The organism is Pseudoalteromonas spongiae UST010723-006 (assembly GCF_000238255.3).
In the GTDB taxonomy this organism is placed as follows: domain Bacteria; phylum Pseudomonadota; class Gammaproteobacteria; order Enterobacterales; family Alteromonadaceae; genus Pseudoalteromonas; species Pseudoalteromonas spongiae.
This window is the reverse complement of record NZ_CP011039.1, coordinates 989,247-1,014,069: the sequence shown is the minus strand read 5'-3', so window position 1 is coordinate 1,014,069 and position 24,823 is coordinate 989,247. Positions and strand designations below refer to the sequence as shown.

Sequence of the window (24,823 nt, the reverse complement as noted above, 5' to 3'; positions counted from 1 at the left end):
GCGAATACCTATTGTTCTTGTTCTCGGGTTGTTATGCGAATACCACCATTTGGTAATTCGATTACTTTAAGTGAATCGTCTTTTTCTGCATCCTGCTTTAACTTCTCCACCGCTTGCTCAGTGGTTTGTTTTGCGTTAGCTGTTATCTCAGTTCCATCGGTTTCTGGCAATGCATATTTTGAAATTGCGATCACCACCTTGCGATTTTGCTGACGCCCTTGTTCATCATTATTATCGCTAAACGGCGAGTACTCACCATACCCTTCAATAGCCATTCTTGCAGGGATTATGCCGAGATACTCAAGCCATACCAGCACTTCGGTCGCACGGGCTACCGATAAATGCCAATTAGAACGAAATACTTCATTATTTATCGGCTGATTATCAGTGTAACCACGCACTCTTAAGTAGTTTCGGTTAGCATTTAAAATTGGCAGTAATGAACGTAAAACAGTTCTTGCACGTTCAGTGGCAACCGCGCTACCGCTGGCAAACAACAAGCTTGAACTCAGCTCTATGGTAAGCCAATTCATGTCCTTTTCTAACTGCGCTTGCCCCGCTTCAATTTCATCAGATATCGCTTTTTTTAGGTCTTCTTCAAGCGCATCGAGCGGCTGGCCTAAATACTTTTGCTGTAAATTACTCAGCTCTCCTCGTCCATCGACAAGTTCTGGCCCTTTTTCTTCATTTACAATACTAATGCCGTGCAGTTGCGAATCAACTTTTGGTTCGTTGCTCGTAAGAATGCCTTCACCAGATACGCCTTTTCCCGTACCTTTGCTAAATTGGTCTGTTGTTTTAAACACATGAGAAATTGTGTCTGACAACACTGAAAATTTTTCTTCTTCGATAATGGCCATCGCGTACATCACAACAAATAACGCAAACATTAATGTCATGTAATCGGCATAAGAAACTAGCCAGCGATGTGTGTTATCGTTTTGTTCGGTTTGCTTAAAAGGCTTAAAGCGTGGCATACACGACTACCTAAACAACGACTTATTATTTTTTTCGATTAAGTACGCCGAAAGCTTTTGTTCAATGGCATTAGGCGTATCACCTTGAAGAATGCAAAACATCCCCTCAGCTAACATTTGATGATAACGGCAATGTTCATCCACTAAATAAGCCAACTTATTGGCAATTGGAATATAAAGAAGATTGGCAAAGCCAACACCGTAAATAGTAGCAACAAACGCAGTGGCAATACCCGCACCTAACATATCGGGTTGTTGAATAAAGTTCATTGCTTGAATAAGACCGAGTACGGCGCCGAGAATACCGAGAGTTGGACTATAGCCCCCCATGGCATGATACACTTGGCTTGACTCGTTAAGTGCATTGCGACGTTGCAAAATTTCGTTTTCCATGGTGTCAAAGAACTGCTGCTCGTCACTGCCGTCAACAAGCAAATTTAGGCCTTTTGATACAAAGTTATCTTTTTCATCAATAGCAAGGTTTTCTAACGACAAATAGCCGTCATGACGTACTTTTGCCGCCCAGTTTTTTACTTGCTCAATGCCTTTTGCAAAATCATGCTTAGGTGGCGTTATCACCCAAGGCAGCATTTTAATGGCTGTGGTAAACTGGTATTTAGTTGCCTGCAACATTACCGCGCCAAGCGTACCGCCAAACACAATTATGAATGCTGACAAATCAAACAAATTCGCCAGCACACCACCTTCAATGGTATACCCTAAGCCAATTGCTACAAACGCTATAATCGCACCAAAAACGGCTAGTTTATCCACAACCTATTTCCGTGTTGATATGTTTAGCAACGTCATCCAATGCGATGCTTTTCTCGCTTAAACCAGCACTTGCAACCGCTTGTGGCATACCGTATACAACGCAAGAGGCTTCATCTTGTGCCCAAATTTTAGAGCCCGCCTGTTTTAGCATGCGTGCACCATCTCGGCCATCAGCTCCCATACCGGTAAGTACAATTGCCAACACAGAATCACCGTAACTTTTTGCTGCACTAGCAAAAGTGATATCAACGCTTGGTTTGTAAGTGACACGAGCGCTATCATCTTCATAGATTTTTAGCTTTTGATTGCCGCTACGACCTTCAACTAGCATTTGCTTACCACCAGGTGCTAAATATGCAACGCCTGGTCTGAGCAAGTCGCCGTTTTCTGCTTCTTTAACTTTGATTCGACAAAGTGAATCCAATCGCTGTGCAAATGCCGGTGTAAATGCACCTGGCATATGTTGAATCAACAAAATTGGATGAGGAAAGTTGGCTGGTAACTGCGTAAGCACTTTTTGCAGCGCAACCGGACCACCTGTAGAAGTACCAATTGCCATTAACTTATATTGTTTACCAGATGCTTTTGGTCTTTCGCTTTTAGTTGCCGCACGCGAATCAACCGGTGTGGAGCGAGCAGCAAAAGTTCTATCAGGTTGACGTAACGTTGGGCTAGTGCTGCGTTCAGGTGTTGTTCTTGCCGTTGGCGCTTGATTTAATGTTGCACGCTGTGGTCTAAAACCACCTACTCGGCGACGGCCTATTTCTTTAACTTTTTGTTGAAGTACTTTCGTTGCTTCTTCTTTGTCGCGAGCAATATCTTCAAACTTTTTAGGTAAAAAGTCTAACGCGCCGGCATCAAGTGCATCAAGCGTTGCACTTGCTCCATCATGCGTTAACGAAGAGAACATTAATATTGGTGTCGGCGTTTGCTGCATTATTTGCTTTACAGCGCTAATACCGTCAAGCACAGGCATCTCAATATCCATTGTGATAACCGATGGTCGTAATTCGGCAGCTTTTTCAACCGCCTCTTTACCATTGTTAGCTGTGCCAATCACTTCAATATTGGGATCTTGACTCAAGATTTCACTCACACGACGGCGAAAAAAGCTTGAATCATCTACTACTAAAACCCTAATTGTCATTAAGTGCTCTCTTACTTTTTATTGCGACCTTGGCCTGCGTAGTGCTTTAACAAGCTTGGTACATCTAAAATTAGTGCAATGCCACCATCTGACGTAATTGTTGCACCCGCCATACCCGGCGTACCTTGCAATAAAGCATCTAATGGCTTGATTACCACTTCTTCCTGACCAATTAAGGAATCAACCACAAAGCCCATTTGTTGCGTACCTAATTGCACAATAACAACATGCCCCTGCGAACGCTTTTGTTCGCTGCGAGGATTCCGTAACAACCATTTTTCTAGATAGAACAACGGAATCGCTTTATCACGGACGATAATCGTTAGCTGCCCATCAACTAGATTTGTTTTAGTAAGATCTAAGTGGAATATCTCGCTTACACCCGCAAGTGGCAATGCAAACGTTTGCTGACCAACTACGACCATTAAGGTAGGTAGAATAGCGAGCGTCAGTGGTACTTTAATTTCAAGTACTGTGCCTTTACCTTTTTCTGATTCAATATTCACTGTACCGTTTAATTGGGTAATTTTGGTTTTAACCACATCCATACCCACGCCACGACCAGAAATATCAGAAATCTCTTCTTTGGTAGAGAAACCTGGCGCAAAGATTAAGTTATACGCTTCGTTGTTTGACAGTCGAGCTGCCTGATCGGCATCTATTACACCTTTACCAATCGCTATACTTTTCAGCTTTTCTGCGTCCATACCCGCACCATCATCTTCAATGGTAAGCAAGATATGATCACCTTCTTGAGATGCTGACAGCGTCACCGTACCGGTGCGTGGTTTACCTGCAGCTTCACGATCGTCTGGCATTTCAATACCATGATCCACCGAGTTACGTACAAGGTGAACTAGTGGATCTGCAAGTGCCTCAACAAGGTTTTTATCTAAATCTGTTTCTTCACCAACTAGCTGTAAATTAATTTCTTTTTTCAAGCTGCGCGCTAAGTCACGTACAACGCGAGGGAAACGGCCAAATACTTTTTTGATTGGCTGCATCCGGGTTTTCATTACCGCGCCTTGTAAGTCTGCGGTCACCACATCTAAGTTAGAAATGGCTTTACCCATACTTTCATTACTAACGTTAGCACCTAAGCTGACAAGTCGATTTCGAACCAATACCAGTTCACCGACCATATTCATGATTTGGTCAAGGCGTTTGGTGTCAACACGCACTGTCGTTTCAGCCGGTGGCGCTGCCGGTTTAGCTGGTGCTTTACTTGGCGCTGCAGCTGGTTTGGCTGCACTTGGCGCAGCAGGCTTATCAGCTACTGGTTTTGGTGCTGAAGCTTGTGGTTTCGCCGGCGTTGGCTTAGCCGCAGGAGGTGGTGTTGGCGTTGCCGGTTTTGCCGCTACCGCCTCAGTATTAAATGATTTTTCAGCAGTGCTTGGCGCACTGCCCTTGCCATGAAGTTCATCAAGTAAGGCTTCGAATTCATCTTCGGTAATGTCTTCATCGTCACCCGATGAAGCCGCAGGAGCTGCGCTTTCTGGCGCACTTGTCTCAGACGCGCCACCGAATGAACCAGCGCCATGTAATTCGTCGAGTAAGCTTTCAAATTCATCATCAGTGATTTCATCAGAGTCGCTACTTTCACTCGCTTCTGGCGCTGCATTAGAGGCTGGGCCATTACCAGAGCCGTGTAACTCATCTAATAAGCTTTCAAATTCTTCTTCTGTGATATCGTCAACGCTATCGCCAGAAGATTGTGCTTCATCACTTGGCGCATCAGCATCAAATAAAATATCAACAAACGGGTCTTCTTCGACTGCTTCTGGTTCGACAATTTCTTCTGCTGGCGCTTCGGCTACCGGTGCTTCATCTGCGCTTTCAGGCTGACTAAGTCTATGTAGTTCTGCCAGTAGCTGCGGGTCAGCAGGATCGGGCTGAGCGCGATTTTGAATGTGAGCAAACATTTCATTGATGGTATCAAGTGCCTGTAAAATCACATCCATTAATTCAGGAGTAACCCTGCGTTGGCCTTGTCGTAAAACATCGAAAATATTTTCTGCGCCGTGACATGCATCGACTAGCTCTGTCATAGACAAGAAGCCAGCGCCCCCTTTTACGGTATGAAACCCTCTAAATATCGCATTCAGTAAATCAGCATCTTCTGGATTATTTTCCAGTTCAACTAACTGTTCTGAGAGCAACTCTAAGATTTCACCGGCTTCGACTAAAAAGTCTTGTAAAATATCTTCATCGACATCAAAGCTCATGCATTTTTCTCCGATTAGAAGCCCAAACTAGACAGCAGATCGTCTACTTCATCTTGACCTGAAACCACATCTTCACGTGATTCAGCATTTATAATTGGACCTTCAGCTACTTGGTCTAATTCACCATCAGCAACCATTTGTTGTTCTTGTTGTATTGTCGTTTCAGGCGATTCATCATGTTCTACAGGTGTGCCAAACACAGTTAACATATGAATCAGGCTATCCTCGACTTCTCGGACAAGCTCGATTACGCGTCGAATAACTTGACCTGTGAGGTCCTGGTAACCCTGGGCCATGAGCACTTCTGTCATTAATGCATTTAATTTATCAGAATTTGTTTTTGCTTCGTCCATAAAGCCGTTTAGCTCATGACATAACACTTTAAACTCACCAACTTTAAGATCTCGCGACATTAATTTGTCCCATTTGGGCTTAATATTGTTGAGACCTGTTTGCAAGTTATCGGCAATAGGCAGCGATGCTTCAACGGCGTCCATCGTTGTATTCGCAGCTTGCTCTGTCATTTCCATAACATAATTGAGACGTTCTTTTGCGTCAGGGATAGACTCAGTTGTTAGCGCCGATAAAGTGGTATCAAGTTGAAAATTTTTCAATGAATCATGCAGTTGACGAGTTAGTTTGCCTACCTCACCAAATAATTCATCTTGCTCAATTGCCGTAACTTGCTTTAGCAGCTCTTGCGCTTGTTGTTGCTCATCGTTTTCAAGAAACGCAACTAGCTGCTTAGCTTGTTCTAAGGTAATTTGAGGCGCAGCACTTGCTGACATAAACCTCTCCTTCCCGTTAGCCTAAACGCTCAAAAACTTTATCAAGCTTTGTTTTAAGCGTTGCTGCTGTAAATGGTTTAACGATATAACCGTTTACACCTGCTTGCGCTGCAGCAATGATCTGCTCTTTTTTGGCTTCGGCAGTTACCATTAGTACCGGTATGTGTTTTAGACTGTCATCCGCGCGAATCGCGCGCAGCAAATCTATACCTTGCATACCTGGCATATTCCAATCCGTAACTACAAAGTCAAACTCTTGGTTTTGCAGCATTGGTAGCGCAGTGCTACCGTCGTCTGCTTCTTGCACGTTTGTGAAACCAAGATCTCTTAACAGGTTTTTAATGATTCTTCTCATCGTTGAAAAGTCGTCAACTACAAGAATTTTCATGTTTTTATCCAAAATATCCTCCAGTGAGGTATGCACCTAATTGTTTACTTACTACTTTTATTCTATATCCAGTCATGGACTTTTGCTTTAAGGCGCACCATGGCCTGACTATGTATTTGGCTCACTCTTGATTCACTCACTTCAAGAATTAGCCCAATTTCTTTTAAATTCATTTCATCATTGTAGTAAAGTGACAGCACTAACGCTTCTCTTTCTGGCAAAGTTTGTATTGCCTCTACTAACGCTTTATTAAATTTATCCTGTTGAATATCAACTAATGGATTTTGTTCTTTATTGCCGAGCCCTGCGTCGATGACATCTTCATCAACACCGAGATCTTCAATGCCGATAATTTTACCATTGCTTATATCCCTTAGAATATGATGGTACTCATCTAACGTAATATCAAGTTTTTCAGCTACTTCACTGTCTTTTGGTTCACGTCCGAGTGATGATTCTAGCTGATTGATGACCGCGGCGACTTCACGGGCGTTTTTATGTACTGAGCGAGGTACCCAATCTCCTTTACGCGTTTCATCAATTATTGCACCGCGAATACGAATACCCGCATAGGTTTCAAAGCTCGCACCTTTACTGCCATCAAAGTTCTTAGCAGCCTCGATTAATCCTATCATGCCTGCCTGAATGAGGTCTTCGACAATAACGCTCGCCGGCAGACGCGCTAAAATATGGTAGGCAATGCGTTTAACCAACGGCGTATGCTGTTCGACAAGTTGCGATAATTGATTTTGATTAGCATAGGCAGCGGTTCTTTTCATAGGCGTTCCTAATTACTAACCAGTTTCTCAATGAAAAACTCTAGGTGTCCTGACGGCTGATTTGGAATTGGCCAGCTCGCCGCTTTAGTTGCAAGTGCTTTGAACGCAATTGCTGCAGGCGATTTTGGAAATACGTCAACAATGGTTTTTTGTTTACGAATCGCTTTTCGAATATTTTCATCAAATGGAACTGTTGCGACTAGCTCAAGCGATACATCTAAAAAGCGGTCGGTTACTTTTGATAATTTTGCGAAAAGCTCTTGGCCTTCTTTTAAGCTGCGTACCATGTTCGCAACTATTTTAAATTTGTACACACCGTGCTCACGGCTTAACACTTTAATCAGTGCGTAAGCATCGGTTATTGATGTTGGTTCATCACACACAACAACAAGCACATCTTGTGAAGCGCGAGAAAAACTAAGCACCATATCTGAAATACCGGCCGCAGTGTCAACGACTAATACATCATAGTGTGAGTCTAATTCGCCAAAAGCGCGAATAAGGCCAGCGTGTTCAGATGGTGTTAATTCCACCATATTTTGAGAGCCAGATGTCGCAGGTACAATTTTCATACCATACGGCCCTTCAACTAAGATATCTTCGAGGTCACATTCACCTGAAAGCACGTGAGAAAGATTACGCTCTACACGCAAACCCAGCATTACATCACAGTTTGCTAAACCCAAATCGGCATCGAGTACCAGTACTTTTTGGCCTTGCTGAGCCATGGCGATTGCCATGTTTAGAGAGACATTGGTTTTACCAACTCCCCCTTTACCTCCAGTTACCGCAATTACTTTTACAGCCTTGTTGTTGTTTTTCATTTTCCGCAGGCCACTAGCTTGATCTAATTCTGGGTTAATCATACATTCCTACTGCTTGATGCGCCATGCTTGATGCACGTCTTGCTTGCGCGTTTGTTCGTTTTGCATACAACTGCTGAGCTTTGCTGACCAATTTTTCCGCATTTGCCACACGAATGTCCTCTGGTACACGCTGCCCATTGGTAAGATAGCCTATTGGCAGACGATTTTGAATGGCTACACTGATAATTTCACCTAAACTTAGACATTCATCAAGTTTTGTGAAGATACAACCACTTAACTGTACCTGTTTGAACTGTTTAATCGCCTCTTGCTGTACTTCAAGCTGTGCTGTTGAACTTAACACAAGGTAACTGCGAATATCTACTCGGCTATTGCGCATTAAGGTGTTGAGTTGTTCAGTCAAACGTATATCTCGTTGGCTCATTCCTGCTGTATCAATTAATACTAGACGCTTATTTCTTAAATGATAAAGAATTTCAGTGAGTTCTTCTGCATTTTTAACTTGCTTTACTGGGCAGCCAATAATACGACCATAAGTCGATAATTGCTCATATGCGCCAATACGATAAGTATCTGTTGTGATTAGTGCGATATTGTTGGCGCCAAATTTTTGTGCGCCAAGTGCAGCTAGCTTTGCAACTGTGGTAGTTTTACCTACACCAGTAGGACCAACTAGCGCATATACGCCACCACGACGCAAAATCTCATTATTTGCAGTGTATAGCTGTTTGCTCAGCATATTAAGTGTTTCTTGCCACGCTTGACGCGGTGCAACGTCATCTGGAATAAAACACGCAAGCTGGTCCGCTACTGCTTCACTGATACCCATACCTTTCAAACGGTCGAGTAAAAGAGCACGAGTTGGGTCACGGCGCGCCATATCTTCATTCATTAAGCCAGAAAGTTGGTGCTCAAGTAACTGTCTGATCGATGCCATTTCATCACGCATTGCTTGCATTTCATCAAGCGACTGAGCTTGGTTGCCATAACTGCTTTGTTGCTTTGGCTTAGCAAAGCTATCAAGGGCATCTTGCTGTGTCGATGTGAGTGAATCATCGTCATCAAACCAATTACGAGGCTGCTTTGGCTCAGGTGCTTTATCAAATTGAGGTGATTTTTTCGCTTGGCGCTCAAGTAATGCCGATAAACTATCTGCTACCGCTGCTTGTTTTTCAGGGGTCGCTGTTTGTGGTTTTGGCTTAACAAAATTATTACTAAAACGAGGCTTTTCTTCGCTTAACTTAGGCGCTGCAGGTGCAGCTTGCACTGACTTTTCATAATCAACAGCTGCCACAATTTCAACACCATCAGCCATGCGCTTATTTGACATGATAACTGCATCAGGACCTAGCTCATGCTTTACTTCATTCAACGCGCTGCGCATATCTTTAGCAAAAAAACGTTTAATTTTCATGTGACACCTCGTCTCTACTTATCACTGTTGACCGACTGAGCAAACAATTTTGATCTGCTTTTCTTCAGGTACTTCCTGATATGACATCACGCGCAAACCCGGTAGGCTGTGTTTCACAAATCGCGATAACACGCTGCGCAACATACCTGATGTCAACAGTATTGAAGGTTCACCCGCCATTTCCTGGTTTTGATGTGCATCGCCGAGAGAATTTTGTAGTCTTTCTGCGAGCCCTGGCTCAATGCCAGCACCTTCGTCACCTGCACTTTGAAGGGACTGATGCAACATCTGTTCCAACTCAGGCGCCAATGTTATGACAGGGATTTCTGGTGCATTGCCAGCAACGTCTTGAACGATTAATCGACGCAGTGAGATTCTAACTGCAGCCGTTAGTACGTCTGGGTCTTGGCTACGAGGGCCGTACTCAACGAGGGTTTGAACAATCGAACGCATATCGCGAATTGGCACACCTTCATTAAGTAAGTTTTGCAGTACTTTTACAATTGTAGTGAGCGGTAAAATATCAGGTACTAAGCCTTCAATTAAACGCGGATGCGACTTGGCTAGCATATCAAGTAAGTTTTGTACTTCTTCATGACCCAATAACAAGGCTGCGTTATTGTGTAATAACTGAGAAATATGTGTTGCAACCACAGTTGCAGCATCAACCACGGTATAACCAAGTGATTGTGCTTCATCTTTTTGTTCTGGTGCGATCCACACAGCATCTAAGCCAAATGCAGGGTCTTTGGTCGCAACCCCTTTTACTTCACCAAATACTTGGCCTGGGTTAATCGCCAATTCGTTATTGTGTTTTAATTCACCGTTACCACTAGAAACCCCCATTAATGTGATGCGGTATTCGTTCGGATCTAGCTCTAAATTGTCTCGAATATGAACCGGCGGTACTAAAAAGCCAAGCTCTTGAGATAACTTTTTACGCACCCCTTTAATGCGGCTCAGTAATTCACCACCTTGTGCTTGGTCGACAAGTGGAATTAAACGGTAACCAACCTCTAGGCCAATTACATCCACTTGCTGTACATCATCCCAACCCAACTCTTTTTGCTCAATTTGCGCTTGCTCTTGGCCGGGTGAACCGCCTTTTGCAACCTGTTTCGATTCTTCTTCTGCTTTTTTCGTTTTAATGCGCTGATTCACATAAGCCACACCGCCAATTAAAAAGCCTAACCCCAAGAACGCAACTTTCGGCATGCCTGGCACTAACCCCATTACAATCAAAATACCTGCTGCAATATAAAGGGCTTTATCATTGCCTAATTGGGCGTGAAATTGCTCGCCCATGTTTTGCGATTCATTTTGACGCGTTACCACAATCGCGGTACCGATAGATAAAAGTAGCGAAGGTAATTGAGCAACAAGGCCATCACCTATCGTAAGTAGCGTATATACTTCCATTGCACGACTAAACGGTAAATCATGCTGGATCATGCCAATAAATAAACCACCAATAATATTGATAACAAGAATGATAATACCGGCAATAGCATCCCCTTTTACAAACTTACTGGCACCATCCATTGAGCCGTAGAAGTCTGCTTCACGAGTTACTTCGGTGCGGCGCTCTCGCGCTTGTTCCGCGGTAATAAAGCCTGCATTTAAGTCTGCATCAATCGCCATTTGTTTACCTGGCATTGCATCTAAGGTGAAACGTGCAGACACTTCTGAAATACGGCCTGCACCTTTGGTAATTACCACAAAGTTAATAATAATTAGAATCAAAAATACAACTAAACCAACAGCATAGTTACCGCCGATCACAACTGAGCCAAATGCTTCAATTACCTTACCCGCTGCATCGCCACCTTCATGACCTTCAAGCAACACGACTCGGGTACTGGCTACATTCAGCGCAAGGCGTAAGATAGTGGCTATTAGCAAAACGGTTGGGAAAATACCGAAATCGAGAGGCTTCAAGGTATACAAGGTAATAAGTAGAACGACCAGCGATAACGCTATGTTAAAAGAGAACAGTATATCGAGTAAAAACGCAGGCATTGGCAACACAACCATACCGAGCGCAGCAAGCACAAGAATAGGTGTACCTATACCTTTCAGGTAATCCGATTTATTTGCGTTTAGTTGATTTAATGTGGCCTTGAAGTCCATACAGCAGCTATTCAATATATTGACACTGGTATAGCTAAAGCAAATACCGTTCCAACAAGAAAAGTAGCGATAACTTACTGTTTAGTATTTGAAATCTTCAGGTATTGGTAGCTCTTTAGCGAGTTTTTCTGGGCGTTTACCACGCCCTTTATTAAACTGTTTTAATTGGAAAACATAAGCAAGTACTTGTGCCACCGCAACGAACAACTGCTCCGGAATTTGCTGACCCACTTCACCGGTGTGGAACAATGAACGTGCCAATGCGGGCGATTCGACAATCGGTACGTCAAAGCGATCTGCTATTTTTCTAATTTGCAGCGCTATTTGGTCACCACCGATAGCAATAACCATAGGAGCGCCGGCTTTAGCGGTATCATATTTAAGTGCAACAGCGTAGTGAGTTGGGTTTGTAACTACCACATCGGCATCTGGCACATCTTGCATCATTCTGCGCTGCGACATTTCTCGCTGGGTACGACGAATACGGGCTTTGATTTGAGGATCACCTTCGCTGTTTTTGTATTCATCTTTAACCTCTTGCAAGGTCATTTTTAGCTGTTCGTTATGATTCCACTTTTGAAATGGTGCATCAATTGACGCTATAACGATTAGCGTCATCGCCAGGGCAAAAAACATCCACGCCAAGATCCACAATGCGTGTTCAATATTACCAGGCACAGCCTCTAAGCTCAGGGTAAGAATTTCGGGGAAATAGCCTTTGATTAAGTAAACAGCAACCGTTGCAATCAGGCCAAACTTTAATAATGCTTTAACTAATTCAATGCCCGCTTGTTTACCGAACATGCGGGCAAAGCCTTTGAGAGGTGACATTTTACTCACTTTAGGTGCAGCTGCTTGCCAACTAAAATTAAAACCACCTAAAAATGTATTGCCAATTACACCTGCAACCAATAAGCACAACACAAACATTGTCATGCCATACCAAAGTTCACTTGCAACTTCGCCCCACACCGAGAACATCTTGGTTGTGTCATAGACTTCATTACGATTCAGCGAAAGCAAACGCCCCATCACATTATATAAGCCTACAGCGATGTCTTTACCAAACAGTAAAAAGCTCACGGCAGCAGCAATCAAAACAAAGGTTGTGCCCGTTTCTTTTGAGCGCGCCACCTGTCCTTTTTTCGCTGCATCTTGCAGCTTTTTGGGGGTGGGTTCTTCGGTGCGTTCTTGATCTGAGCCTTCAGCCATATCCGTTCCTTACACCTGACAACCAACAAGATCGCACATTAATTCAACCATTTTTAGCCATTGAAATTCAAATTGCGCAGTAAAGTTAGTCATTGTCGCCCAAATAATTACAAGGCCTGCAAGCAATGTAAACGGGAAACCTATAGTAAAAATATTAAGTTGCGGCGCAGCACGAGTCATCACACCAAATGAGAAGTTAATAACTAGCATGGCAGTTAACGGCGCTAGCGATAACACTAAGGCTGTCACAAACATCCAACTGCCCCATAACGCCAGTTTTTGAAAGTTTGCAACAGGCCACCAGGTGCCATCAATCGGTAACGCAGTAAAGCTATGTATCAGCATTTGAATCATCATTAGATGACCGTCAAAAACCCAAAATAGTAAGGTTGCAAGAATTAAATAAAACTGACCGACCGCAGGCACACTTTGCCCATTTGCAGGGTCAACAATTGAAGCAAAACCAAGGCCTGTTTGCATTGCAAGTATTTGACCTGCAAGAATAAAGGTATTAAGCATCATTACTGACGCAAACCCCATGGCAACACCAATCAAGATCTGCTGCAGCACCACAATGACCATTTGAAAGCTGAATAGCTCGTTAAATTGACTAGGTGGTAAAATCGGCATTACTAGCAAGGTCACCAGTACCGATAACCCAACTTTTACGCGCGTCGGAACAGTTTTCACACCAATACCTACCATCACCATAAACATTGCCGCAATGCGTGATAACGGTAACAAAAAATCCGAAAGGTATTGTACTAATTGCGAAAATAAAATTTCCATAAAGGCCTATTTTAACCAGCAATTTGCGGAATAATCTCCACCATCTGACGGAAGTAATCAGTCAATTCTTGGGTGATCCAGTGAGCACCAAAAATAAGCGCAAGTAAGGTTACAATAAGACGCGGTAAAAAGCTTAAGGTCTGCTCGTTAATTGAAGTTGCAGCTTGGAAGATTGCAACAATTAGCCCCACAATTAAGCTTGGTACGATAATGGCTGCAACCAACTTAATAACCAGAAAAAGCGCATCGCTGAGTACTTCTACAAAAACTTCGGGTTGCATTTAGCCTCCTATTCGCGGGTATGTTATTGCCACAGTACTACGTACCTAACCCATAACTACGCGCGAGCGTGCCCATTACCAACGACCAGCCATCAACCAAAACAAACAGCATAATTTTAAATGGCAATGACACAATCATTGGCGATAGCATCATCATACCCATAGCCATCAACACACTGGCAACCACCAAATCAACAATCAGAAACGGAATAAAGAACATAAAACCAATAATAAACGCGGTTTGTAATTCACTGGTGATAAATGCAGGAATAACAACAATAAATGGCGTATCTTCTGGGGAGTCGAGTTGTTCGTAGCCGGCTATTTTGGCAAAGGTTTCTAAATCTGAAATACGTGTTTGCGAAAGCATAAATGCTTTAAGTGGCTCTTTTGCTTGGTCAAGCGCCTGTACCGACGTAAGCTCTTCTTTGAGATATGGCTGAATTGCGCGGTCATCAATTTGCTTGTAAATGGGCGCCATAATAAAAATGCTCATAAACAACGCCATACCCACCAAAAGCTGACTCGACGGCGTTTGCTGTAAACCAATTGCTTGGCGCAAAATAGCCAACACCACAATAATGCGGGTGAAAGATGTCATCATAATCACAGCAGCTGGAATAAAACTCAGCGCCGTCATCATAATTAAAACTTGGAGCGTAACCGAGTATTCCTGCGCACCATCCGCATTAGTTTTAACCGTTAGCGCCTGCAAAGCATCATTCGCCCATACCATCTCTGGCAATAACACTAACAACACAAATAGCACTACATTGAAACACGTCCGGTTCATATTTTATTTCTTATTTTTAGGATTCATAAAATGCGCCAATTGTTTGGCGAACTCAGGCATTTGCTGCTCAGCCAACGGCGTTTCTAATTGATATAAATAGTTTATAGAGCCTGAAGTTACACCGAGTACATGATGCTTGTTATCCATTTCCACCACCAGCAGACGTTCTTTACTGCCAATGTTGATGGAACGAATCACTTTAAACTCGTCACTGGGCGTCATTTGTGGGTTAAATCGCTTGATTAACACGGCAAGCAAAACAATGCAGCCAACCACAAGCAGCAGCGACATAATCATTGAAGCCAACTGTTGAAATCCAGCTGGCTCTGCCGCTAACAGATTAAACGGTACTATCAGTAACGTACTGAGTAAACCGATATTTTTTTTCATCGTAACTTTTTGATCCGCTCGATTTGACTGATCACATCTGTTAAGCGAATACCGAATTTATCGTTAACAACAACCACTTCACCGTGAGCAATTAAGGTACCATTTACGAGTACATCAAGTGGTTCACCCGCTACGCGGTCAAGTTCAACCACTGAGCCCTGGTTTAATTGCAGTAAGTTACGAATGCTAATTTTAGAACGACCCACTTCCATCGAAATGGTAACTGGAATATCTAAAATGGTATCGAGCTTACGCTTTTCTTCAGTCGTTAAATCGGCTTTCGAATCTTCAGACAGCTCTTCGAGTTCAGCAACTTCGGCATCACCACCGTCTTCGCCTTCTGCTTCGGCTAGGGCTGCAGCCCATTCGTCCATTGTATCTTGATCATCGCTCATACTAAATTTCTCTCAGTTAATTACCAGTCGAGGTCTACACCATCTGATAAATGTAAATCTTCTTCCAATTGCTCCAACTCAGCATCTGAGTCGAGCTTTTTCCCGCCCTTTGTAAATACATGTAGCTCTGATTTAACAGATTCAGGGCGTTTAATCTTTTCACTAATTTGCAGCGCAACGTTATCGCGAGAACGACCCATTTTGGCGCGGTAAGTCGGCAAGTCTTCAATGAATACCGTAATATGTTCTGGCATTTCTACCGGAATAATATCACCTTCTTTTAAGTCCATAATTTGTTGCAGACTTAAATCCACTTCAAGCATACGCGTGCTCAAATCAACTTCTACATCCATAATTTCATCGCGCAGTGCTTTAGACCAACGTAAATCGGTGTCTTCTGTATCTGACTGCACTCCGGCATCAAGTAATTCACGAATTGGCTCAAGCATTGAGTAAGGTAGCGCAATATGGAAATCCCCGCCGCCGCCATCCAGTTCAATATGAAACGAACTGATTACCACAACTTCTGTCGGGCTTACAATGTTGGCCATTGCTGGGTTCACTTCTGAATCAAGGTATTCAAAAGACACATCCATCACCGGTGCCCACGCTTCTTTATAATCTTCAAAAATGATTTTAAGTAGCATTTGCACAATACGGCGTTCGGTTGGTGTAAATTCACGCCCTTCAATTTTGGCATGGTAACGTCCATCACCACCAAAAAAGTTATCTACCAAAATAAACACTAAACGCGCTTCCATGGTAATAAGACCGGTGCCTTTTAACGGTCTAAAGCGCACCATATTTAAACTGGTTGGAACAAATAAAGTGTGAATGTATTCGCCAAATTTGATCATCTGCACGCCGTTAATCGACACTTCTGCAGTGCGGCGCATCATATTAAATAGGGATATACGCATGTGGCGAGCGAATCGTTCGTTAACGATTTCCAGCGTCGGCATACGGCCACGAACAATACGATCTTGAGAAGAGAAATCGTATTGCAGCGCGGACGAATCGCTATCACCGCCTTCGTCTATCTCTTCTTCATCAACATCATCGACGCCATGTAAGAGCGCGTCGATTTCGTCTTGAGATAATAAATCGCTCACCTAAACTCCTAATTATTGCATTACAAAGCCAGTAAACAACACGCGTTCTACGACTTTACTGTCTTCAATTTCTACCAGTGCATTTTGCACTTCGGTTAATGCGTTATAGCGCAGTGCTTCTTTTCCAGCTGTGGTGCTTAAATCATCTGCATTACTTGCTGAAAATACGCGTAATAAGGTATTTTCAATCAGTGGAATATGGCGTTTTGCGGTTTCTTCGTTAACATCGCCACGCACTAACAATTGCACTTTAATCTGTACCAAACGGTCTTTATTTGAACCCGGTACATTAAACACAAATGGTCTTGGCATACCGACGTACAACGCGCTGCCAATTTCAGCACTATTACCACTTGGTTTACCTTCGCCACCTTCGGCAGATGCGGTTTCCTCAGCAAGCGTTTCTGCAGGGGCACTGTCATCGCCACCTAAAAAGAAAAATGCGGCGCCGCCACCAGCGAGCAATACCACAACAGCAATAATGATAATCATCATTTTGCCGCCTTTTTTCTCTCCACCTTCTTCAATTTCAAGATCTTTTTCTTCTGCCATTGTGACGTTTCCGTAGCTGCTATTTATTATTTTATATAATAGTGCGTTTATTTCCGTTTAATAGCAATTAGTGTTATGCGTAAAAATCGATTCCATCTTGCTGTTTGCTGACAATTTGTTCACTTACATTACTAACAGGCTCGTGCTCACGCTCTGAGCTCGACGAATGACCCGACTGCTCGGCCATTTGCTGATCACCTTGCCCTTGTTCAGATACACTACTTTCACCTAAATTAATGCCCTGTTCGGCAAGCATTTCTTTTAGTCGCCCCATTGATTGTTCAAGTACATCTTTCGCTTGCTGACTTTGCACTACAAAGTTTATTTGTGCTTGTTCGGCATCAGAACGAATGCGAATTTGCATCGAACCTAATTCTGGTGGGTCTAATCTAATTTCGGCTTCTTTCAAGTTTAAGTTTAGTAGCATATTTGCTTTATTAAATAATGCTTTAGCTGCATCACTTTTGGCAATATTGACCGGTTGTTGCAATGCTTGCTCAGCACTAACTGTGGTTTTTTTTGTGTTTTGGATCATTTGTGCAGTTTGCATCGCTAAGTGCTGCTGGTTGATTTCGCTTACTTCAGCCTGCTGTAGTTGACTCGCTTGAATGTGCGAGACTAATTGCGATAGCACTGGTGTATTCGCATTTGTTTTTAAACTATTAAGCAATTTTGCAAAACTTTGCGGTTGCTCTGTGCTTGCCTCTGTCTCAAGATTTGGCTCATCCACCAGCTGAGTTGTATCAACCTTAACATTACTTTGTTTAGCGCTGCTGGTTTGCTCATTGCTCGCTTGTAATTTTTCCGCAGCTTGACTACTCAACGACACAACACTTGCAGGCGCTGGTTTTGTTGCCTGTTGATTAATTAGCTCTACGGTAGCTTTCTGTACGTCGAGATCAACGTTTTGCTCTTGTGCCACCGCTTTAGCAACCGCAGTCACATTATGTGGGACTTGTGTATCTGGACGTGTAATGGTTTGTTGTTTATTTGCCACAGCTACAGTCTCACCAAGAGGACGTGACGCTAACGTACTTTGCAATTGTGCTTGGTCGTTATCACTTTCCGTTACAAGGTCATCCGGTGTGGCATTTTGTTCAACCGCTTGTTGCGCGGTATTTGACTTAGCTGATTGTGCAGTAAGTACTGATTGCAAAGTGACAGGCTGCTCTTTTGCTTTTGACTCAGCTTTTGCAATTGCCACGTTTAACTTCTCCATAACTAAGCGGAGATCGTGTTTAGAAAGCCCCTGTGGTATTTCGCTTTCTTTATCGAGCTGTGTAAAAAATTGCTTAAGTGTTTCAAGGCCTTCTTTGTCTAATTTGGCAAATTCATTATCAAGCGACACTAAGTTTTGAGCGAGATTGACCTTAGTTGCACCGTCTTTCACCGAATCGCTTTCGGCGGCACTGTCACTATCGACCGACGCTTTTACACTTTGTGCTTGCTCTGTACTTTCACTGCCTTTCGAAATACTCACATCAAAAGACTTACTTTTAGTTAGTTGTTCAAGCAGTGAGGTAGCTGCATTACTATCGTTGCTTGTTGCTTTTTGTGTTTGTTCAGTTTGTGCTTGTTGAGTATCTGCCTGTTTAGTTTCTTCAACTGGCATTGATTTTACTGGGGTTGATTCAGAATCCCCTTTGCTAGTATTCGCACTATCATCGAGCTGTTTACATTCGGATGAGCGAGTCACTGACATATCATCTTGCGTATGCGACTCATCGATATTGGCAACGGCAGATTCAGTTTGTTCACCTTCATCAGTGACATTATCTGAATCGTCTATTTGCTTGGGTGTATCATTTTCGTCCGACAATTGACTATCATCACGACTATTTTGCTCTTCATCGGCGGATGCATGTTTGCCCTGCACTTCATTTTGCACAGATTCAAAAACAGCTAAAAAACCGCTTTTATTTTCGCTTTCACTCGTTGTTGCCGTGGAGTCTAATCCAACATTTGTAATGCTTAACTGCGAATTTATCGTTGCCATAACACACTTCTTCTTTAACTAAAGATTGCCGCTTTTAATGCCTTGCTAAAAATTAAGCAAAAATTAAGCCAGTGTTTTTCGATTTCGTACAAATATATTGGTAGCAAACTCGTCAAGCTGCTTTTGCTCTGCCTTTGCCAACGCAGCTTGCTGTTTATCTAATTTGCGCTGTTTGAGTTTTTGGATTGCTTCTAATTTTGCTTTTTGCGCTAACCACAGCGACTCACGCTGTTTTAACACCTTGTTTGCCGTATTAATCGCGTTTAGTTGTTGCTTTAACGCATCATCTAACTTACCGATAAATTGCTGAAACTGATTATAATAGCTACCGCCAACACCTTGCGCAGCACGACTTTGTAATTGAGCTAAATAGTCTGAGCGAAACGACTCGATACCCGTTAATTGACGCTGCAAATTAGCAAGGTGCTGCTGCGCACCAACAAAATCGAGACGCAGTTTTTCTTCTTTGTCAGATTCAAGCTTTATTAATAATGCTAGTTGGTCACGCGCCATTAGCCTTGTCCTAGAATACGAGCCAAGCTAGTTAACCCTTCATCATAAGGAATAACATCTGTCATGCCTTGTTGTAAGAAGTGGTTTATACCCGGCATCATTTCGATAGTTTTATCAAGCATAGGGTCGCTGCCTTTTTGATAAGCACCCAGCGTAATAAGATCTTTATTCTGTTGGTAAAGTGAGTAGATTTGTTTTAACACGCGCGCTTGCTGCAAATGTGCTTCGCTAATAACTTGCGGCATAACACGACTAATCGACTTTTCAATATCAATCGCGGGATAGTGCCCTGAATCGGCCAGTTCGCGGGATAATACTATGTGCCCATCAAGAATCGCACGGGCTGCATCAGCGATGGGGTCTTGCATATCATCCCCTTCGGATAACACGGTAAAAAACGCCGTAATGCTGCCTTGCCCTTCGCCACCATTACCCGCGCGTTCAACCAAGGCGGGAAGTTTTGCAAACACAGAAGGTGGGTAACCTTTAGTTGCAGGAGGTTCGCCTACCGCTAGCGCAATTTCGCGCTGCGCCATGGCATAACGAGTTACTGAATCCAGCAGCAACAGTACGTTTAACCCCTGATCACGAAAATATTCAGCAATCGTTACGGCGGTTTCACAGCCTTTTAAACGCATCAGCGGTGATGCATCCGCAGGAGCCGCGACTACCACTGAACGTGCTCGCCCTTCTGCGCCTAAGATTTCTTCAATAAATTCTTTAACTTCGCGACCACGCTCACCGACTAAACCAACCACAATCACATCGGCATTAGTACCTCGAGTCATCATGCCAAGTAATACTGATTTACCCACACCACTGCCCGCAAATAAGCCCATACGCTGGCCTTGACCTACGGTAAGTACAGAATTAATGGCACGAACACCGACGTCCATCGGTTGTTTAATCGGGCGTCTGGCTAATGGGTTAATCGGTTTTGCTGCGAATTTTAATTTAGCTTCTGCTTTTACAGGGCCAAGTCCATCAAGCGGTCGCCCTAATCCATCAACAACGCGACCTAACAGCCCCATACCCACAGGTAAACCCACATCTGATTGTTGAGGGATAACACGCGCCCCAGGTAATACACCCGAAATGGCATCGTTTGGCATCAAGTAGAGAGTCTCGCCGCTAAAGCCTACTACCTCAGCATCGACTAAGCCCTGCTGGGTTTCAATTTGACAACTGCTACCAACTGGTGCTTTTAGTCCTTCGGCTTCAAGCGTAAGCCCAACAACACGCTTTAAACTGCCGGCAACTGCTGGGCGGTGAGTTTTAATTTTTGATTGGTAACTAGCAAGACGCTGTGCAAGCCCTTGGCTCATAATTAACCGTCGTGTTTTTGACTATCGATACCTGCTTCTTGCAAAAAGCTCTCCAGTATTTCTTTAAGGCGCAATTCTACCGAGTAATCAATTGATGAATTGTCAGAATTGATATGGAGGCCACCTTTAGTAATACTCGGCTCAACAACTAGCTTCCAATTTCTATCGGCGAGTTGTCCGGCTGGGATGGCTTGTTGTACCAATTCAAAATCTTCTGGATTCAATAACACTTCAAGGGCACGGTGTTGACCTTTTAATGCATCAGTTGCCACTTTCATGGCGCTGAAAATAGCTTTTTCATTAATGCTAAGTTCGCCATGAACTACCGCTTTCGCCAGCTCAGATGCTAAAATCACAACTTGCTTTTCAACTTCGTCACTCACTTGCTCAAAGGGCGTGGCTATTTCATCTAACAGCTTGGTAAGTTGCGCGATTTTCTCTTCGACTTCAGGTTTTGCCAGCTCAAGTCCTTCTTCTTTACCTTGCTCTAAACCTTCTTCATAGCCTTTTTGCGCACCTTCTAACTTACCTTGTTCAAAACCTTCCTGATAGCCAGCTTCTTTGCCCTCAGCGTGTCCCTCTTGGTACGCCTCTTGTCGAATTTGTTCAATTTCTTGAATGCTTAGTGGCGTAAACTCTTCTTCTGGCTCGGGTTCTTGTTCGGCTTGTTTTTTCTGATAGAGCTCTTCTAGCGACTTGCCCATTGCCGTTGAGCGGCCTCTTAGATTGCGTCTTTCATCCTTAACATCCGGGATCGGCCAATTCTCAAGCAGCGTTTCTATCGCCTCAGCATTTTCGATTTTATGCCCTGAGCGGTACTTGCCTAATTTCATAAATTAGAGGAACTCCTCACCACCGCCGCCGCCAAGCATAATTTCGCCTGAATCAGCCAAGCGTCGTGCTATGCTCAGAATTTCTTTTTGTGCCGCTTCTACTTCACTAATGCGAACTGGACCCATTGCTTCAAGGTCATCAGCCATCATTTCAGCCGCACGTTTAGACATATTCTTAAGGATCTTATCTTTAAGCCCTTCGTCTGTGCCCTTAATTGCTTTCATTAGTACATCTTGCTGTACTTCACGTAGAATCGCCTGAATACCACGGTCATCGACGTCAATTAAGTTATCAAATACAAACATCAAGTCTTGAATTTGCTGCGACATTTCTTCGTCATGTTCACGAATTGAATCCATCAACTGCCCTTCAACATTGGTATCTAGGTAGTTCATAATATCTGCCGCTGCTTTTAAGCCACCCATTTTAGCAGCTTGCGCACCAGCCTGACCTGCAAATTGTTTTTCCATAATTTCATTCAATTCTTGCAGTGCGGCAGGTTGCACTTCTTCAAGATTGGCAATACGCATGGTTAAATCAAGACGCACTTTTTCAGGGAATTGATTAATAATTTCAGCAGATTGTTCTGGCTCTAAATAAGCCAAAACAATGGTTTGGATCTGCGGGTGCTCATTACGAATAATATTCGCTACTTGTTTTGAGTCCATCCATTTCAGTGAATCAAGCCCTTTCGCACCTGAGCCCATGATAATTTGGTCAATTAGGTTCGCTGCTTTTTCTTCACCGAGCGCTGCGGTAAGCGCTTTCTTGATAAAGTCTTCAGATTGGAAACCAATAGTACTAAAGCTTTGGATTTGGTCGATAAACAGCTTGTGTACTGCGGCAATTTTGTCTTGGCTTAAATCATCCAAGCCCGCCATCGCCATACCTACTTTTTGTACTTGCTTTGGTTCTAAGTGCTTTAAAATCTGTGCGGCATCTTCTTCAGATAAACTCAGTAATAAAATCGATGCTTTTTCTACACCATCAAGTTTATCTACGTCAAAGCCGCTACTTGTTGTTTGTTCTGCTACTTGCGTATCTTGATCAGTCATCTTCAGTTAACCACGCTTTAACTACTTGAGAAGAAAGTTCTGGCTCATTTGCCACTAATGCTCTTACTGCTTTCAGTAAGTCTTCATCACCATGTAAGTCTGGTAATTGTAACGTACCATCTGGGCTAAAGCCGACTGCCGATTCGTCAAATTCTTGACTTAGCATATCAATGGTATCATCACCTAAGTCTACACCTGCTGATAGGCTTGCGTCATCATAATCCTCTGTCGTGTCTTCTGGATTAATCAACTTGCGTAACATTGGACGCACTACTGCAAGAATAAGCACGATAATAACCAAGGCACCTAAAGCTAGTCTGATTACTTTGAAGAACCAAGGTTGCTCCCAAATTGGTAGCTCAATCGCTTCACTGAATTCTTCTTGTACAAACGGAATCGTCACGACTTCTAACGCATCGCCACGCTGCATATCAAAGCCGATGCCACCTTGCAATAAACGGCGAATGTTCGCTAATTCTTGCTGAGTACGCGGATCGCGTGTCGCTTCGCCACCTTCAGCTACACCGTTTGTGTAGTTCACCGCAACCGATACACTGATACGACGGATCACACCGGTTTGCTGACGCTTATGTGAAATGGTGGTATCGAGTTCATAATTACGGGTTGCTTCTTTACTGTTTCTACTTGGCAATGTGTTTTGTGCTGATTCATCGCCTGTTTGTTCTGGAATTTGCGAGTTAACTGGCGGTTGATTAGTTAACGCACCAGGAATGCCCACCGCAAGGCCACCAATGTTGGTGTCTTCACGTGTCATTTCACTGCGTACCGCAGGTAAGTCTGGGTTAAAACGCTTCTGCGTTTCTTCTATTGAACTGAAATCCATCACTAGATCGACCTGCGCAGTATAGTTACCTAAACCAACAACAGGGATCATAATTGAATCGATTTTTTCTAAGTATTCTTGTTCACGTTTACGTTCAATTTCATATTCTTTACGCGAACGCGCGGTAAGTGAGTTTTGTGAGCCCGAGTTAAGTAAGCGACCATTTTGGTCTGTTACCGTTACTCGGCTAGGCTCTAACCCTTGTACCGCAGAGGCGACCATATCTACAACAGAATCAACTTCTTCACCGTCAAGTGTACGACCGCGTCTTACCGTTAATACAACCGTTGCACTTGGCTTTTTCTCTCGGCGAGCAAAGACATTTTCTTTTGGAATCGCTAATAGAACTTTAGCGCGCGCTACTTTACTAAGCTCTTCAATAGTACGTGCAAGCTGCTGCTCACGTGAGTGCTTTAAACGCTCACGCTCTAGACGCTGACTCACGCCAAAGCCCATATCTTGCATTAAAATTTCGGTGCCCGATGAAGGTACTTGCTCAAGACCCTCTTTAGCCATCAACAACTTAATATTTTGATACGCTTCAACCGGTACTGAAACAACATTGCCATCGAGCTTGTATTCCACTTTTTGTGCGTCTAAGAATTCAAGCGTTTGGATCAGTTCATCCATTGGCATTTTGCCAAGAGGGCGCATATCAGGCTCTTTCGCCCAAATCATGATAAATACGGCAATTGCGACACAAATTGTTAGTGCGATAATGAGCGTGACTTGGCGCATTACATCAACACCACTTAAGCTGCCAAGAAACCCTGATTTTTGTTCTTGATTACCACCACCTACATCGCCGACACCTAAGTCGTTAGCATCTAGTGTTGATAAATCTGTTGATGTATTAGCCACAACCCTACTCCACTATTTCTTATACAGGCATGTTCATAATGTCTTTATAAGCTTCAATAAGCTTATTACGCACTTGAACGGTTGCTTCAAACGCCACCGAAGATTTTTGCGATGCGATCATTACTTCAGCCAGTGACACATTGCGGTCACCCATTTCTAACGCCGTTGCTTTCGCTTTAGAGTCTTGCTGTAAACCGTTAACCGTATCGAGCGCATCTTTTAATAGATTATTAAATTCAACCTGTGAGCTACCTTGAATAGATTCTATAGGCTGTTTCGGTTTAGAAAAGTTACTTGCTTCTACCGCAAGTGACTGCATTTCTTGATAAAGATTGTTTGGTGAAATGTTCATACTAACAAACCGTAAAAATTGACTTAATACGATTAATGCAAGCTTGATGCCAAAAATAAAACATTTAAAA

25 protein-coding genes are annotated in these 24,823 nt (G+C 43.3%); all 25 read right to left on the bottom strand.

Annotation, left to right across the window (positions count from 1 at the left end; all coding sequences use genetic code 11):
- Positions 1 to 8: 8 nt before the first annotated feature.
- The 25 genes from PSPO_RS04780 to fliE all read right to left on the bottom strand — a co-directional run bounded on the left by PSPO_RS04780 (position 9) and on the right by fliE (position 24,753).
- Positions 9 to 977 (bottom strand): flagellar motor protein MotB, encoded by a 969-nt coding sequence (locus tag PSPO_RS04780; protein WP_010560563.1) that lies wholly within the window; start codon positions 975 to 977, stop codon positions 9 to 11.
- Positions 978 to 983: 6 nt separating this feature from the next.
- Positions 984 to 1,751 carry a flagellar motor protein gene (locus PSPO_RS04775; RefSeq protein WP_010560564.1) on the bottom strand — a complete coding sequence of 256 codons (768 nt, stop codon included), beginning with the start codon at positions 1,749 to 1,751 and terminating at the stop codon, positions 984 to 986.
- Positions 1,744 to 2,898 (bottom strand): protein-glutamate methylesterase/protein-glutamine glutaminase, encoded by a 1,155-nt coding sequence (locus tag PSPO_RS04770; RefSeq protein ID WP_010560565.1) that lies wholly within the window; start codon positions 2,896 to 2,898, stop codon positions 1,744 to 1,746. The genes PSPO_RS04775 and PSPO_RS04770 overlap by 8 nt, the downstream gene beginning before the upstream one ends.
- A gap of 11 nt (positions 2,899 to 2,909) precedes the next feature.
- Positions 2,910 to 5,123, bottom strand: a complete 2,214-nt coding sequence (locus tag PSPO_RS04765; protein ID WP_010560566.1) for a chemotaxis protein CheA — start codon at positions 5,121 to 5,123, stop codon at positions 2,910 to 2,912.
- Positions 5,124 to 5,137: 14 nt separating this feature from the next.
- Positions 5,138 to 5,911, bottom strand: a complete 774-nt coding sequence (locus tag PSPO_RS04760) for a protein phosphatase CheZ (protein WP_010560567.1) — start codon at positions 5,909 to 5,911, stop codon at positions 5,138 to 5,140.
- 16 nt (positions 5,912 to 5,927) lie between these two features.
- Positions 5,928 to 6,311, bottom strand: coding sequence for a chemotaxis response regulator CheY (gene cheY / locus PSPO_RS04755; RefSeq protein WP_010560568.1), 384 nt, complete (start codon positions 6,309 to 6,311; stop codon positions 5,928 to 5,930).
- Positions 6,312 to 6,361: 50 nt separating this feature from the next.
- Positions 6,362 to 7,078 carry an RNA polymerase sigma factor FliA gene (locus PSPO_RS04750; protein ID WP_010560569.1) on the bottom strand — a complete coding sequence of 239 codons (717 nt, stop codon included), beginning with the start codon at positions 7,076 to 7,078 and terminating at the stop codon, positions 6,362 to 6,364.
- Positions 7,079 to 7,086: 8 nt separating this feature from the next.
- Positions 7,087 to 7,944 (bottom strand): MinD/ParA family ATP-binding protein, encoded by an 858-nt coding sequence (locus PSPO_RS04745; RefSeq protein ID WP_010560570.1) that lies wholly within the window; start codon positions 7,942 to 7,944, stop codon positions 7,087 to 7,089.
- Entirely contained in the window at positions 7,937 to 9,319 is a 1,383-nt protein-coding gene (gene flhF, locus PSPO_RS04740) for a flagellar biosynthesis GTPase FlhF (RefSeq protein ID WP_010560571.1), read from the bottom strand. Before flhF ends, PSPO_RS04745 begins: the two co-directional genes overlap by 8 nt.
- Positions 9,320 to 9,340: 21 nt before the next feature.
- Complete coding sequence (gene flhA / locus PSPO_RS04735) at positions 9,341 to 11,449, bottom strand: flagellar biosynthesis protein FlhA (RefSeq protein ID WP_010560572.1); 2,109 nt, start codon at positions 11,447 to 11,449, stop codon at positions 9,341 to 9,343.
- 81 nt (positions 11,450 to 11,530) lie between these two features.
- Complete coding sequence (gene flhB / locus PSPO_RS04730) at positions 11,531 to 12,661, bottom strand: flagellar biosynthesis protein FlhB (protein WP_010560573.1); 1,131 nt, start codon at positions 12,659 to 12,661, stop codon at positions 11,531 to 11,533.
- Positions 12,662 to 12,670: 9 nt separating this feature from the next.
- A complete protein-coding gene (gene fliR, locus PSPO_RS04725; protein ID WP_010560574.1) occupies positions 12,671 to 13,450 on the bottom strand; it encodes a flagellar biosynthetic protein FliR in 780 nt (259 codons plus the stop codon).
- Between the two features lie 11 nt (positions 13,451 to 13,461).
- On the bottom strand, positions 13,462 to 13,731 hold the full coding sequence (fliQ, locus tag PSPO_RS04720) for a flagellar biosynthesis protein FliQ (protein ID WP_010560575.1): 270 nt from the start codon (positions 13,729 to 13,731) through the stop codon (positions 13,462 to 13,464).
- 37 nt (positions 13,732 to 13,768) lie between these two features.
- On the bottom strand, positions 13,769 to 14,467 hold the full coding sequence (gene fliP, locus PSPO_RS04715; RefSeq protein WP_193437080.1) for a flagellar type III secretion system pore protein FliP: 699 nt from the start codon (positions 14,465 to 14,467) through the stop codon (positions 13,769 to 13,771).
- 60 nt (positions 14,468 to 14,527) lie between these two features.
- Positions 14,528 to 14,914, bottom strand: a complete 387-nt coding sequence (gene fliO / locus PSPO_RS04710) for a flagellar biosynthetic protein FliO (protein WP_010560577.1) — start codon at positions 14,912 to 14,914, stop codon at positions 14,528 to 14,530.
- Positions 14,911 to 15,309, bottom strand: coding sequence for a flagellar motor switch protein FliN (gene fliN, locus PSPO_RS04705; protein ID WP_010560578.1), 399 nt, complete (start codon positions 15,307 to 15,309; stop codon positions 14,911 to 14,913). The genes fliO and fliN overlap by 4 nt, the downstream gene beginning before the upstream one ends.
- 20 nt (positions 15,310 to 15,329) lie before the next feature.
- The gene (gene fliM, locus PSPO_RS04700) at positions 15,330 to 16,421 is read right to left on the bottom strand and encodes a flagellar motor switch protein FliM (RefSeq protein WP_010560579.1); all 1,092 of its coding nucleotides are present in this window, start codon (positions 16,419 to 16,421) and stop codon (positions 15,330 to 15,332) included.
- Between the two features lie 12 nt (positions 16,422 to 16,433).
- The gene (gene fliL / locus PSPO_RS04695; RefSeq protein WP_010560580.1) at positions 16,434 to 16,973 is read right to left on the bottom strand and encodes a flagellar basal body-associated protein FliL; all 540 of its coding nucleotides are present in this window, start codon (positions 16,971 to 16,973) and stop codon (positions 16,434 to 16,436) included.
- A 73-nt stretch (positions 16,974 to 17,046) separates the two neighbouring features.
- Positions 17,047 to 18,969: a flagellar hook-length control protein FliK gene (locus PSPO_RS04690; RefSeq protein ID WP_010560581.1), complete on the bottom strand. Its 1,923-nt coding sequence runs from the start codon at positions 18,967 to 18,969 to the stop codon at positions 17,047 to 17,049.
- A 63-nt stretch (positions 18,970 to 19,032) separates the two neighbouring features.
- A complete protein-coding gene (fliJ, locus tag PSPO_RS04685; protein WP_010560582.1) occupies positions 19,033 to 19,482 on the bottom strand; it encodes a flagellar export protein FliJ in 450 nt (149 codons plus the stop codon).
- The gene (fliI, locus tag PSPO_RS04680) at positions 19,482 to 20,807 is read right to left on the bottom strand and encodes a flagellar protein export ATPase FliI (protein ID WP_010560583.1); all 1,326 of its coding nucleotides are present in this window, start codon (positions 20,805 to 20,807) and stop codon (positions 19,482 to 19,484) included. Before fliI ends, fliJ begins: the two co-directional genes overlap by 1 nt.
- Positions 20,808 to 20,809: 2 nt before the next feature.
- The gene (fliH, locus tag PSPO_RS04675) at positions 20,810 to 21,640 is read right to left on the bottom strand and encodes a flagellar assembly protein FliH (protein ID WP_010560584.1); all 831 of its coding nucleotides are present in this window, start codon (positions 21,638 to 21,640) and stop codon (positions 20,810 to 20,812) included.
- 3 nt (positions 21,641 to 21,643) lie between these two features.
- Positions 21,644 to 22,696, bottom strand: coding sequence for a flagellar motor switch protein FliG (gene fliG, locus PSPO_RS04670; RefSeq protein WP_010560585.1), 1,053 nt, complete (start codon positions 22,694 to 22,696; stop codon positions 21,644 to 21,646).
- A complete protein-coding gene (fliF, locus tag PSPO_RS04665) occupies positions 22,689 to 24,401 on the bottom strand; it encodes a flagellar basal-body MS-ring/collar protein FliF (RefSeq protein WP_010560586.1) in 1,713 nt (570 codons plus the stop codon). Before fliF ends, fliG begins: the two co-directional genes overlap by 8 nt.
- A gap of 19 nt (positions 24,402 to 24,420) precedes the next feature.
- Positions 24,421 to 24,753, bottom strand: coding sequence for a flagellar hook-basal body complex protein FliE (gene fliE / locus PSPO_RS04660; RefSeq protein ID WP_010560587.1), 333 nt, complete (start codon positions 24,751 to 24,753; stop codon positions 24,421 to 24,423).
- Positions 24,754 to 24,823 lie beyond the last annotated feature (70 nt).